The organism is Micromonospora sp. CA-244673 (assembly GCF_050948395.1).
GTDB lineage: Bacteria > Actinomycetota > Actinomycetes > Mycobacteriales > Micromonosporaceae > Micromonospora.
The window spans coordinates 1,825,932-1,838,460 of sequence record NZ_CP192019.1 but is presented as its reverse complement, the minus strand read 5'-3'; the positions used below and the strand labels follow the sequence as shown (position 1 = coordinate 1,838,460).

The following is a 12,529-nucleotide window of genomic DNA, read 5'->3' as shown; positions in this document are numbered from 1 at the left end:
CGCTCCCGGGTGGCAGAAGACCCCGAGCCGCGAGAGGCTAACGCAGCATGGACACCGCTCTGGACCTGCACAGCCCACTGACCGAGGACGAGCTGCGCCGGCTCGACGCCTACTGGCGGGCGGCGAACTACCTCACGGTCGGGCAGATCTATCTGCTCGACAACCCGCTGCTGCGTGAGCCGCTGAAGCCCGAGCACATCAAGCCGCGCCTGCTGGGGCACTGGGGCACCAGCCCCGGCCTCAACCTCCTCTACGCGCACCTCAACCGGGTCATCGTCGACCGGGACCTGTCCGCCATCTTCATCACCGGCCCGGGCCACGGCGGCCCCGCTCTGGTGGCCAACACCTGGCTGGAGGGCACCTACAGCGAGCTCTACCACCACATCGCCCGCGACGAGACCGGCATGCAGCGGCTGTTCCGCCAGTTCTCCTTCCCCGGCGGCATCCCCAGCCACGTGGCGCCGGAGGTGCCGGGTTCGATCCACGAGGGCGGCGAGCTGGGGTACGCGCTGAGCCACGCGTACGGTGCCGCGTTCGACAACCCGGACCTGCTGGTCGCCTGCGTGATCGGCGACGGCGAGGCGGAGACCGGGCCGCTGGCCGGAAGCTGGCTGTCCAACGTCTTCCTGAATCCGGCGCGGGACGGGGCCGTGCTGCCGATCCTGCACCTCAACGGCTACAAGATCGCCAACCCGACGGTGCTCGACCGGATCCCCGCCGAGGACCTGCTCGACCAGATGCGCGGCTTCGGCTACCAGCCGTACGTCGTCGAGGGCGACGACCCCGCCCGGGTGCATCAGACCCTCGCCGCCACGCTGGACCGGGCGGTCGACGAGATCGCCGAGATCCAGCGCCGGGCCCGCTCCGGCGGCGAGATCGAACGCCCCCGCTGGCCCATGATCATCCTCCGTACGCCGAAGGGCTGGACCGGACCGGCGGACGTCGACGGCAAGCAGGTCGAGGGCACGTTCCGCGCCCACCAGGTGCCGATCGACGGAGTTCGCGACAATCCGGCGCACCTGGCCGAGCTGGAGCGGTGGCTGCGCAGCTACCGGCCGGAGGAGCTGTTCGACGCCACCGGCGCGCCGGTCGCCGAGCTGGTCGACCTGCCGCCGCGGGGCGACCGGCGGATGAGCGCCAACCCGGTGGCCAACGGCGGGCTCCTGCTGCGCGACCTGGAGCTGCCGGACTTCCGCGACTACGCGGTCGACGTCAAGGAGCCGGGCTCCCCGATGGCCGGCGCCACCGGCACGCTGGGCCCGTGGATCCGGGACGTGATCACCCGCAACCCGCAGACCTTCCGCCTGTTCGGCCCCGACGAGGTCGCCTCGAACCGGCTGGGCGCCGCCTTCGAGGTCACCGACCGCGCGTTCGTCAGCAGCCGGCTCCCCGGCGACGACCACCTCTCCCCCGACGGCCGGGTCATGGAGGTGCTCTCCGAGCACCTGTGCCAGGGCTGGCTGGAGGGCTACCTGCTGACCGGGCGGCACGGCATCTTCACCAGCTACGAGGCGTTCATCCACATCGTCGACTCGATGGTCAACCAGCACGCCAAGTGGCTCAAGGTGACCCGGCAGATCCCGTGGCGGGCCTCGGTCGCCTCGCTGAACTATCTGCTCTCCAGCCACGTCTGGCGGCAGGACCACAACGGCTTCTCGCACCAGGACCCGGGCTTCATCGACCACGTGATGAACAAGAAGGCCGAAGTGGTGCGGGTCTACCTGCCGCCGGACGGCAACACCCTGCTCTCCACCATGGACCACTGCCTGCGCAGCCGGCAGTACATCAACGTGGTGGTGGCCGGGAAGCAGCCCGCGCCCAACTGGCTGACCATGGACGAGGCCATCCAGCACACCCGCCGCGGGCTGGGCATCTGGGACTGGGCCAGCACCGACGACGGCAGCGAGCCCGACGTGGTGCTCGCCTGCGCCGGGGACGTGCCCACCCTGGAGACGCTGGCCGCGGCCGGCCTGCTCCGGCAGCACCTGCCCGACCTGAAGGTCCGGGTGGTCAACGTGGTCGACCTGATGCGCCTGCAGCCGCCCTCGGAACATCCGCACGGCCTGCCGGACAGCGAGTTCGACACCATCTTCACCCGCGACAAGCCGGTCATCTTCGCGTACCACGGCTACCCGTGGCTGATCCACCGGCTCACCTACCGCCGGACCAACCACGACAACCTGCACGTCCGCGGCTACAAGGAGGAGGGCACCACCACCACGCCGTTCGACATGGTGATGCTCAACGACCTGGACCGCTTCCACCTGGTCATTGACGTCATCGACCGGCTGCCCGGGCTGCGCTCGCGCGCCGCCCACCTGCGCCAGGAGATGGTGGACCTCCGGCAGGCCTGCCGCGACTACACCCGCGAGCACGGCGAGGACGACCCCCGGGTCGCCGAGTGGCGGTGGATCCGGGAGACCGACCCAGCCGTGCGGAGCGGACAGTGAGCGCGAGGAGTGAGCTTGCGAGCCCCGCAGCCGCGAACGAAAGGCGGGCACAGTGAGCGCGAGGAGTGAGCTTGCGAGCCCCGCAGCCGCGAACGAAAGGCTGGCACGGTGAACGGTGAGGAGATCCTGGTCGGCTACGACGGCTCCGCCGACGCGTCGGTGGCCCTGAACTGGGCGCTGGACGAGGCGGGCCGCTCGGGCCGGCCGGTCCGGCTCGCGTACGTCTTCGAATGGCTGACGGTGGCCGGCTGGATCGGTCCCGGGGTGGCCCCCGGCGTGTGGCCCGACGAGACCGCCCGCCGGCAGGTCGAGGACCTGGTCCGCAAGGCGGCGGCGGACGCCGCCGCCGACCGGCCGGGGCTCACCGTGCACGGCGAGGTCTTCGACGGGCCGCCCGCGCTGGTCCTGCAGGAGCGGTCCACCGAGGCGGCGATGCTGGTGCTCGGCAGCCGGGGTCACGGCGGCTTCGCCGGCCTGCTCGCCGGCTCCACGGCCATCTCCGTGGCCGCCCACGCGCACTGCCCGGTGATCGTGGTCCGGGACGGCCGGCCCGTCACGTCCGGGCCCGTCGTGGTCGGCGCGGACGGCTCCCCGTCCTCGGTGGAGGCGCTCGGCTTCGCGGTCGAGCGGGCCGCGCAGCGGGACGTGCCGGTGCGGGCGCTGCGGGTCTGGGAGCCGCCCAGCGAGGGGCGGGTGCCGCCGGGGTTCGACGCGGAGGAGGCGAACGCCACCGAGCGGGCGGCCGCCGAGGCGGACCTGGCGCCCTGGCGGGAGTCCTTCCCGGACGTGCCGGTCGAGGTGGTGGCGAACCCGGGCAGGCCCGCCGCGCTGCTGATCGAGGAGAGCCGGACGGCCCAGCTCGTGGTGGTCGGCAGCCGGGGCCGGGGCGGGCTGCGCGGGATGCTGCTCGGCTCGGTCAGCCAGCAGCTCATCCACCACGCCCAGTGCCCGGTCGCCGTGGTCCGCGAACGCTGACCCGGCGCCGAGTGGGCGCGTGTCACCCGGCCGGCGGCGCACGCCGGTCGCGGCCGCAGCGCGCGGCACCCGGGCAGCGCCACCTGAGGGGCTCCGCTCCGTCGGTGGAACGCCATGGAGGTCAAACCGGTCGGGACACCTCCATGGCGTTCCACTCAGCGGGCTGTCGCCGGCACCCGCGGTGCGCCGGATCGCTCTACGCTGCGGCGGTGACGTTCACGCCGGGGCAGGTCATCACCCGTAGGTACGTGCGCGGGGACTGGTGCACCTGGGTGCAGCCGATGCGAGTGCTCGCCGACGACGACCAGGGTCTGCTGCTCTGGCACCCGGCGGGCAGCGACTTCGCCCGCATCGTCGACGCCGACGGCAACACCCAGCACGAGCTCACCATCGACCGGATGCGCGAGCCGCGACTCACGGTGCTGACCTGGACGGGCTACGACATCCTGGTGCTCATGCCGCCCGGCGCCGCGCACTCCGTGTGGTGGTTCTTCCGCGACGGCGACTTCGCCGGGTGGTACGTGAACCTGGAGACGCCGTACGTCTGGCGCGCCGACGGGGTGGACACGAACGACCAACTCCTCGACATCGTCGTCACACCACAGCGCCGCTGGGAGTGGAAGGACAACGACGAGTTCGAGGCCCGGATCGGCCACCCGCTCTACCTCGACGCGCCGACCGCCACGGCAGTACGCGCGGAGGCCGACCGGGTGGTCACGCTGATCGAGGCCGGCGCGTTCCCGTTCGACGGCACCCACACGGACTTCCGCCCGGAGCGGGACTGGCCGGCGCTGCGGCTCCCGGCGGACGCGCTGGTGCCGGTGGGTCAGCGGGTGTCGGGGTGGTCCTCGGCGGGGCTGAGCGAGAAGTAGTCCTCCTCCTCCTGCGCCAGGTGCAGGCGGAGCACGGCGTCCAGGCCGTAGAGCGCGGCGAGCAGGTCGGGCACCTCGTCGGGGCGCAGCCGGCCGTCCGGCTGGGCCGCCAGGTGACCGCCGATCCGGTCCACCAGCCGGCTGATCTCCACGTGCGCCCGGCTCATCGTGGAGGTGGCCTCCTCGCTGCCCAGCGGGCCGGCCAGGGCGGGGTAGAGCTGCCGCTCCTCGGCCGACTCGTGCGGCAGCACCTCGTCGACGAGCCGGCGGTGCACCTCCCGCAGTGCCGGCACGCACTCCGCCGCGTCGGGGCGGGTGGCCACGAGGTCGGCGGTGTCCCGCAGCCGGGCCAGGACGTCGCGGACCCCGCCGTGCTCGCCGGCGTACCGGTCGAGGAGTTCGCGGGTGTGCGGGGGCACGTCGCGGTGGCGCAGGCCGCCGCTGAGGGCGCGCAGCGCGTTGAGGATGACCAGGACGTCGATGCCCTCCTGGAGGAAGGCGCCGGCGACCGGGGGCAGCTTGCCGGCGGCGGCCACCACCATGGCCACCACGGCCAGTGCCATGCCGACGGTGGCGCTCTGCACCGCGATGCGGCGGGCGTACCGGGCGATCTCGACGGCGTCGGCGAGCCGGTCCAGCCGGTCCACGGTGAGCACCGCGTCGGCCACGTCGGCGGAGGCGGTCGCCCCGGTGGCGCCCATGGCGACCCCGACGTGCGCGGCGGCCAGCGCCGGGGCGTCGTTCACCCCGTCGCCGACCATCACGGTCACCGCCCGGCCGGACTCCGCCTGCACCCGGGCGACCTTCTCCGCCGGCGAGCACTGCGCGATCACGTCGTCCACGCCGACGGTCTGGGCGACCTGCTGCGTGGTGCGCGGCCGGTCGCCGGTCACCATGACGAGCCGGTCGAGCCCGGCCTCGCGCAGCCGCCGGACGGTACGCCGGGCGTCCGGCCGGACCGGGTCCTCCAGGAGGACCGCGCCGAGCGGGCCGTGCTCGTCGCTGACCCAGACGGTGGAGCGCCCGGCCAGCTCGGCCCGTTCGCGGATCCGGTGCGCCCACTCGGGCGGCTCGCCGGCGAGCTGGCCGACCCGGACCAGCCGGCCCTCCACGCGGCCGGTGACCCCGCGTCCCGGCTCCTCGGTGACCTCGGTCGGCTCGGCCAGCGGGAGCCCCTGGTCGCGGGCCTGCCGGACCAGGGCGGCGGCCAGCACGTGCGGGGAGAGCTGCTCGACGGAGGCGGCCAGGCGCAGCAGTCCGTCCCGGTCGCCGCCGGGGGCGACCACCGTCTCGGCCGCGCGGGGGCGGCCCGCCGTGAGCGTGCCGGTCTTGTCCAGCAGGAGGGTACGCGCGCGGCCGAGCAGTTCCAGCGACCCGCCGTCGCGGACCAGCACGCCCCGGCGGGCCACCCGGGACAGCCCGGACACGATGGCGATCGGGGTGGCCAGCAGCAGCGGGCAGGGGGTGGCGACCACGAGCACCGCGACCGCCCGCGTGAACTCGCCGGAGAGGAGCCAGGCCAGCCCGGCCAGCAGCAGGGTGAACGGCACGAACGCGGCCGCGTACCGGTCGGCGAGCCGGACCATCGGGGCCTTGCGCGCGGTCGCCTCCTCGGCCAGCCGGACGATCCCCGCGTAGGTGCTCTCGGCGGCGCTCTTCCCGGCCCGCAGCCCGAAGCCCGCGCCGGCGTTGACCACGCCGCTGGCGACCTGCTCGCCGGCGGCGCGGGTGACCAGCTGCGACTCGCCGGTGACCACCGACTCGTCCAGCGTGGCGGGCTCCTCGACGGTGCCGTCGACCGGCACGACGTCACCGGGGCCGACCACCAGCCGGTCGCCCACCGCGACCCGGTCCAGCGGCACCACCTCGATCCGGCCGTCCGGGGTGCGCCGGCGGGCCTGCCGGGGTGCCCGTTCCAGCAGCGCCCGCAGGTCGCGGCTGGCCCGGCGCTGGGCGTACTCCTCCAGCGACCGGCCGGTGGCGACCATCACGGCGATCACCGCGCCGGCCAGGTACTCGCCCACCAGCAGCGCGCCGGCCAGGGCCAGCACCGCGATCACGTCCACCCCGAACTGCCGCCGCCAGAGTTGCCGCAGCGTGGTCCAGACGGCCGGCCCCAGCGCCAGCAGGGTCACCGCCGCCCAGACCAGGTCGGCCGCGCCGCGCCGCCCGGCGAACCACAGCCCGGCGCCGGCCAGCACGGCCAGGGTGAGCAGGATCAGCGGGGCCCACTCGCGCCGGTCCACCCGGCGTCGCCGCACCGGCCGCTCCGGTACGCACTCGCGCGGTTCCGCCCCCACGTGCGGATCGTCTCAGCGCCGCGGCGGCGCGGGTAGGGCAAACGCGGGTAATCCGACGGGTCGAAGGGCCCGCGCCGCAGGACCGGGGGGACGCGTGCGGTCACCGCGGACATGGCCGAGGATGGAGCGGGCAACCCCACCCGGGCGCCCCGGGCGTGGGGCACGATGGGGAGAAACAGGAAGGTCGTGACGATGAGCCACGAGACGCCGGACCGCCCGCTGACCACCGCGCTCGCGGAGGCCGCCGGAATGGCCGGTCACGCTCCCTCGGTGCACAACACGCAGCCGTGGCAGTGGACGGTGTTGCCCGACGCGCTGGAGCTGCGCGTGGTGCGGGAGCGGCACCTCAGCGTCCTCGACCCGGAGGGCCGGCTGCTGGTGGTGAGCTGCGGCGTCGCGCTGCACCACGCGCGGGTGGCGCTGGCCGCCGAGGGCTGGACGCCGGTGGTGGAGCGCATGCCCGACCCCGGCCAGCCCGACCTGGTCGCCCGGCTGACCGGGTTCAAGCCCACCGGCACCGACCCGGAGGCCATGCGCACCGTCCAGTGCATGCAGGTCCGCCACACCGACCGCCGGCCGGTCAGCGACGAGCCGATCCCGACCGCCGTGCTGGGCGAGATCGACCAGGCCGCCACCCGGGAGGGCGCCAACCTGCAGGTGCTGGACGACGACCAGAAGATCGAGCTGGCCGCCGCCGCCCAGCAGGCGGCCGCCGTCGAGAAGGGCAGCCCGGACCTGCAGGAGGAGCTGGCGTACTGGACCACCCGGGCCCGCGCCGGCACCGGGCTGCCGCCGGAGGTGCTGCCGGAGCAGGCCCCCCAGACCACCGTTCCGGCCCGCGACTTCGGCCCCGGCACCCTGCCCGTGGGTGAGGGACACGACCGGGCCGCCGTCTACGGGATCCTCTGGGGCGTCGACGACGAGCCGGACAGCTGGGTACGCGCCGGCGAGGCGCTCTCCGCCGCCTGGCTCACCGCCACCCGGCACGGGGTGTCCCTGGTGCCGCTCTCCGGCGTGGTGGAGGTCGAGAGCACCCGGCAGACGCTCCGGCAGATGCTGTCCGGCCTGGGCTTCCCGTACATCTCGATGCGCCTCGGCCTGGCCGACCCGACGCACGCCGGCCCCCCGCACACCCCGCGGCTGGAGACCGCGCAGACCGTCGACACCTCCGCGGTACGCGGCCAGCTCTCCTGACGGATCTCGTTCGCGCGGCCACCGGGCGATAGCATCGCCCGGTGGCCAGCGCACCGAATCCACGCAACGAGAACGTCACCCCCTCGCTGGGGCTGACCCCGCTGTCCCGGGTGCGGCTCGACGAGCTGCTCCAGGAGATGCTGGACCGGGTCGGCGAGGTGGTCACCAACCGGGAGCGGCTCCGCGCCCTGCTCGACGCGGTCGTCGGCATCGGCTCCGACCTCGACCTGCGCAGCACCCTCCAGCGGATCGTGGAGTCGGCCTGTGAGCTGGTCGGCGCCCGCTACGGCGCGCTCGGCGTGATCGGCGCCGACCGGCTGCTGCACGACTTCATCGTCCACGGGATCAGCGACGAGCTGCACGCCAAGATCGGTGAGCTGCCGCACGGGCGGGGCGTGCTCGGCCTGCTCATCGACGACCCCCGCCCGCTGCGCATGCCGGACATCACCCAGCACCCGCAGTCCTACGGCTTCCCGCCGAACCACCCGCCGATGCACAGCTTCCTCGGCGTCCCGGTGCGGATCCGCGACCACGTCTTCGGCAACCTCTACCTGTCCGAGAAGCAGGGCGCCGCCGAGTTCACCGAGGACGACGAGGAGATCGTGGTCGCGCTCGCCGCAGCGGCCGGCGTGGCGATCGAGAACGCCCGCCTCTACGCCCTGGCGCACCGGCGGGAACGCTGGCTGGCCGCGACCGCCGAGATCACCTCGGTGCTGCTCGGCGAGGTGCGCCGCACCGACGCGCTGACCCTCGTCGCCCGGCGCGCCCGCGAGGTCGCCGGGGCCGAGCTGGCCCTCGTGCTGCTCTACGACGAGGACGAGCGCCAGTTCACCGTCGAGGTGGTCGACGGCGCCGACGACGACGCCGCGCGGAAGCTGGTCGGCGCCGTGCTTCCGGCCGACGAGACCACGTTCGTCGGCTCGGTCACCGAACGCCGCCACGAGCTGCTGGAGAACCTCGCCGAGGCGGCCCCCTGGTCGCACCCGGTCGTCGCCGGGCCGGCTGTGGTCTCGCCCCTCGCCGCGGCGGACACCCTGCACGGCGTGCTGGTCGTCGCGCACCGGCCCGACCGCAGCCCCGCCGCCGAGGACGACGTGGCCCTGCTCGGCAGCTTCGCCGGCCAGGCCGCGCTGGCCATGGAGCGGGCCCGGGGCCAGGAGGAACGGGAGCTGCTGGTGGTCCTGGAGGACCGCGAGCGGATCGCCCGCGACCTGCACGACGTGGTGATCCAGCGGTTGTTCGCCACCGGCCTGCAGTTGCAGAGCGGAGCCATGAACGCCCGCCCCGAGGCGGCCAAGCGGATCAACCAGGCGGTCGACGACCTGGACGCCACCATCCGCGACATCCGCCGCACCATCTTCGAGCTGCGCACCCCGATGAGCGCGGCGCTGCGCACCGAGATCCGCGAGGCGATCGAGGCGGCCGCCGAGTCGCTGGGCTACCGACCGGAGCTGGACCTGGTCGGCCCCATCGACAGCGCCGTGCCGGACCAGCTCCGCCCCGAACTCACCGCCGTGCTCCGCGAGGCGCTCTCCAACGCGGTACGCCACGCGCACGCCGACCGGGTGTCGGTGCGGGTGCGGGTCGACGCCGGCTGGGTGAGCGTCACCGTCACCGACGACGGGGTGGGCTGCGACCCGGAGGCGGCCCGCAGCGGCCTGGTGAACCTGCGCGAGCGGGCCGAGCGGCTGGGCGGGGACTTCCAGCTCAGCCGGGTGGCGCCGCACGGCACCGAGCTGCGCTGGAGCGTGCCGCTGCGCGACTGACCGCGCGGGGCGCCCGTGCTCAGTGGCCCTTGCCGAGCAGCCGGGTGGCCAGCACGGCGGCCTGCGTACGCCGCTCCAGGCCGAGCTTGGCCAGCACGCTGGAGACGTAGTTCTTCACCGTCTTCTCGGCGAGGAACATCTTGCCGGCGATCTCCCGGTTGGTGAGCCCCTCCGCCACGTACTCCAGGATCCGCCGCTCCTGCTCGGTGAGGGACTTCAGCTCGCGCGGCTGCTCCACGCCGCTGCGGATCCGCTCCAGCACTCGGGTGGTGATCGCCGGGTCGAGCAGGGACTGCCCGGCCGCCACCCGCCGGACCGCGTCCACCAGGTCGGTGCCGCGGATCTGCTTGAGCACGTAGCCGGCGGCACCCGCCATGATCGCCGCGAAGAGCGCCTCGTCGTCCTCGTACGAGGTGAGGATCAGCCCCTTGATCGACGAGTCCACGGCGCGGATGTCCCGGCAGACGTCGATGCCGTTGCCGTCGGGCAGCCGGGCGTCGAGGATCGCCACGTCGGGGCGGAGCGCCGGGATGCGGCGGGACGCCTCCTGGGCGGAGCCGGACTCGCCGACCACCTCGATGTCGCCGCTGCTCTGGAGCAGGTCGGCCAGGCCACGACGGACGACCTCGTGGTCGTCGAGCAGGAACACCCGGATCATCCGTCCTTTCTACCCTCCACCCGACGGTCCCGCACCGGGCCGAAGGTCCCGACCGTCACGCGTCGCGGCGGGCAGACGGACCCGCCCAGGTGGGGACCTCCGGCCCTGCTCGCGGCCCCGCCCGCTGACGGACCGTGGGGATGGAGCGGCCGGCAGGGCGGCCCGCACGGAGGGAGCAACGCCATGACCACGGGCTACACGGCCGAACAGCTGCGGACCGCAGCCGCGGAGGCGGTGCGCGCGCCGTCGCTGCACAACACCCAGCCGTGGCGGTTCCGCCTCGTCGACGGCGGGATCGAACTCGCCGTCGACCCGCTGCGCCGGCTGCCGGCCACCGACCCGAGCGGGTGGGGCGCCCGGATCGCCTGCGGGGCGGCCCTGTTCAACCTGCGGCTGGCGCTCGCCGTGGCGGGCACTCCGGCCACGGTCCGGCTCCGCCCGTACCCGGGTGACCCGGACGTGGTGGCCCGGCTCGTCCCCGACGTGCCGCGCCGCCCCACCCCGGCCGAGCAGAGCCTGCACGGCGCCATCTGCCGCCGGTTCAGCAACCGGGCGCCCTTCTGGCCCGACCCGGTCCCCGCGGACGCGCGCTGGCGTCTCGGCGAGGCCGCCCGCGCCGAGCAGTGCTGGCTGGAACTGGTCATCGGCACCACCGCGGTCAACGCCTTCGCCGAGATCGCCCGCAGCGCACACCGGGTGCTGGAGCGCGACCCCGCGTACGTCACCGAACGCACCCGGTGGATCCGCTCCGAGCCGTCCCCCGACGGGGTGCCGACCGGCGCCGGCGGGCCGCAGAGCGAACCGCAGGACCTGCTGCCGCAGCGCGGCTTCGGCGGCCGCGACCGCGCCCCCGGCCGCGACTTCGAACCGGAACCGCTGGTCGCCGTGCTCGGCTCGACCGGCAACACGGCCACCGACCAGATCGTCGCCGGGCAGGCCCTGCAACGGGTGCTGCTCACCGCCACCGACGCCGGGCTGGCCGTGTCGATGCTCTCCCAGCCGATCGAGGTGCCCGGGGCGCGGGAGGCCCTGCGGCTGTCCCTGGGCCGGTTCGGCACGCCGCAGATGGTGATGCGGATCGGGTTCGGCCAGCCCGGCCGCACCACCCCGCGCCGCCCGGTCGACGAGGTGCTCGACCTGCCGGTCGTGCACTGACCGCCGGCGTCGGATCGGCGGCCGCGCCGGTCATCGGGCCGGTGGTCAGGCCGGTCGTCGGGTCGGTGGTCAGGCCGGTAGGGCGGCCAGGAGGGCCGCCTCGCGCTCCGGGGCCAGGCCGACCGGCGCCCGCGCCGGGCGTCCCGCCCGCGCCGGCACCTGCCCGACCTCGCGCAGCCAGCGCCAGGTGTCCGCGACCGTCTCGGCCGCCGGCCGGCAGGCCAGGCCCGCGGCGTGCGCCCGCTCGACGTCCCGCTCCTGCAACCACCGGTACTCGTGCCCGAGCGGGACCCAGATCGGCAGGTCGTTCCAGGGCTCGACGCCCGCCGCCAGGAGCGCGTCCGGCTCTGCCCAGCGCAGCGTCGCGTCCGCGCCGGTCACCGCCACGGCCGCGTCGAGCAGCTCGCCCATCGTCGTGTGCCCGGTCCGACTGACCACGTTGTACGCCCCGCCGACGCCCTCGCTCCCCCGGTCCAGCAACCAGATGGCCAGGTCCCGCGCGTCGACGTACTGCACGGGCAGGTCGTGTGGGCCGGGAGCGAGCACCTCCCCGCCCCGGGCGACGCGGTGCAGCCACCACGGCAGCCGCCCGATGTCCTCGCCCGGCCCGAGGATCAGCCCGGCCCGCACGAGCAGCGCCCGGTCACCGAACACCTCCACCGCGGCCCGCTCACCGCCCGCCTTGTTGTCCGGGTAGTCCCCGTCGCCCGCGTCGGCCCCGGCCGCGACGACCGGCGCGTCCTCGTCCGTGCCCAGCCCGACGGGCGGCGCGTAGACCGAGCCGCTGGAGACGTAGACGTAGTGCGGCACGGCGCCGGTCAGGGCGCGCGCCGCGTCCCGGACCGCCCGGGGCGCGCCGTCCCATGTGTCCACCACCAGGTCCCACTCGCCGCCGGCGAGCGCCGCCAGCCCGTCCGGCGCGGTGCGGTCACCCCGCAACCGGTGTACGCCCTCGGGCGCGCTGCCATGCAACCCCCGGTTGAACACCGTCACCGACCAGCCGCGACGCACCGCCTCGGTGACGACGGCCCCGCCGACGAATCCCGTACCGCCCAGCATCAGCACTCTCATGCGTCCCACCCTGCCCGGCCGTCGCCGCTTCCGTGAGCAATGTTCACGGTGAGCGGATCTGCCAACGGCAGAAGCCCTCGCCTTGATC

Annotated in this window: 9 protein-coding genes; 6 read left to right on the top strand and 3 right to left on the bottom strand. The window is 74.7% G+C overall.

Features of this window, described 5'->3' with window-relative positions; all coding sequences use genetic code 11:
* The first annotated feature begins 47 nt into the window (after positions 1-47).
* From ACQP12_RS08790 to ACQP12_RS08780, 3 genes are all read left to right on the top strand, one after another.
* Positions 48-2,450: a phosphoketolase family protein gene (locus ACQP12_RS08790; RefSeq protein WP_433286484.1), complete on the top strand. Its 2,403-nt coding sequence runs from the start codon at positions 48-50 to the stop codon at positions 2,448-2,450.
* A gap of 108 nt (positions 2,451-2,558) precedes the next feature.
* A complete protein-coding gene (locus ACQP12_RS08785) occupies positions 2,559-3,425 on the top strand; it encodes a universal stress protein (RefSeq protein ID WP_357942423.1) in 867 nt (288 codons plus the stop codon).
* A gap of 209 nt (positions 3,426-3,634) precedes the next feature.
* Positions 3,635-4,297, top strand: coding sequence for a DUF402 domain-containing protein (locus ACQP12_RS08780; RefSeq protein WP_433286482.1), 663 nt, complete (start codon positions 3,635-3,637; stop codon positions 4,295-4,297).
* Here the strand turns inward: ACQP12_RS08780 and ACQP12_RS08775 are convergent.
* The gene (locus ACQP12_RS08775) at positions 4,252-6,597 is read right to left on the bottom strand and encodes a heavy metal translocating P-type ATPase (protein ID WP_433286480.1); all 2,346 of its coding nucleotides are present in this window, start codon (positions 6,595-6,597) and stop codon (positions 4,252-4,254) included. The two genes, ACQP12_RS08780 and ACQP12_RS08775, sit on opposite strands and share 46 nt — an antisense overlap.
* A gap of 192 nt (positions 6,598-6,789) precedes the next feature.
* On the opposite strand from ACQP12_RS08775, the gene ACQP12_RS08770 reads away from it, so the two are divergent.
* Together ACQP12_RS08770 and ACQP12_RS08765 are read left to right on the top strand one after the other, a co-directional pair.
* Complete coding sequence (locus ACQP12_RS08770; protein WP_433286478.1) at positions 6,790-7,791, top strand: Acg family FMN-binding oxidoreductase; 1,002 nt, start codon at positions 6,790-6,792, stop codon at positions 7,789-7,791.
* Positions 7,792-7,883: 92 nt separating this feature from the next.
* Positions 7,884-9,557: a GAF domain-containing protein gene (locus ACQP12_RS08765; protein WP_433289187.1), complete on the top strand. Its 1,674-nt coding sequence runs from the start codon at positions 7,884-7,886 to the stop codon at positions 9,555-9,557.
* 19 nt (positions 9,558-9,576) lie between these two features.
* Here the strand turns inward: ACQP12_RS08765 and ACQP12_RS08760 are convergent, their stop codons facing one another.
* Positions 9,577-10,215, bottom strand: coding sequence for a response regulator (locus ACQP12_RS08760; protein WP_433286476.1), 639 nt, complete (start codon positions 10,213-10,215; stop codon positions 9,577-9,579).
* Between the two features lie 183 nt (positions 10,216-10,398).
* Between ACQP12_RS08760 and ACQP12_RS08755 the strand changes: the two genes are divergently transcribed.
* The gene (locus tag ACQP12_RS08755; RefSeq protein WP_433286474.1) at positions 10,399-11,370 is read left to right on the top strand and encodes an Acg family FMN-binding oxidoreductase; all 972 of its coding nucleotides are present in this window, start codon (positions 10,399-10,401) and stop codon (positions 11,368-11,370) included.
* A gap of 69 nt (positions 11,371-11,439) precedes the next feature.
* On the opposite strand, the gene ACQP12_RS08750 is transcribed toward ACQP12_RS08755, so the two are convergent.
* The gene (locus tag ACQP12_RS08750) at positions 11,440-12,441 is read right to left on the bottom strand and encodes an NAD-dependent epimerase/dehydratase family protein (RefSeq protein WP_433286472.1); all 1,002 of its coding nucleotides are present in this window, start codon (positions 12,439-12,441) and stop codon (positions 11,440-11,442) included.
* Positions 12,442-12,529 lie beyond the last annotated feature (88 nt).

Bases quoted from the DNA above. Each gene is read 5' to 3' on its own strand.
- ACQP12_RS08790 (WP_433286484.1), top strand. From the start codon at position 48: ATGGACACCGCTCTGGACCTGCACAGCCCACTGACCGAGGACGAGCTG.
- ACQP12_RS08770 (WP_433286478.1), top strand. From the start codon at position 6,790: ATGAGCCACGAGACGCCGGACCGCCCGCTGACCACCGCGCTCGCGGAG.
- ACQP12_RS08760 (WP_433286476.1), bottom strand. From the start codon at position 10,215: ATGATCCGGGTGTTCCTGCTCGACGACCACGAGGTCGTCCGTCGTGGC.
- ACQP12_RS08755 (WP_433286474.1), top strand. From the start codon at position 10,399: ATGACCACGGGCTACACGGCCGAACAGCTGCGGACCGCAGCCGCGGAG.
- ACQP12_RS08750 (WP_433286472.1), bottom strand. From the start codon at position 12,441: ATGAGAGTGCTGATGCTGGGCGGTACGGGATTCGTCGGCGGGGCCGTC.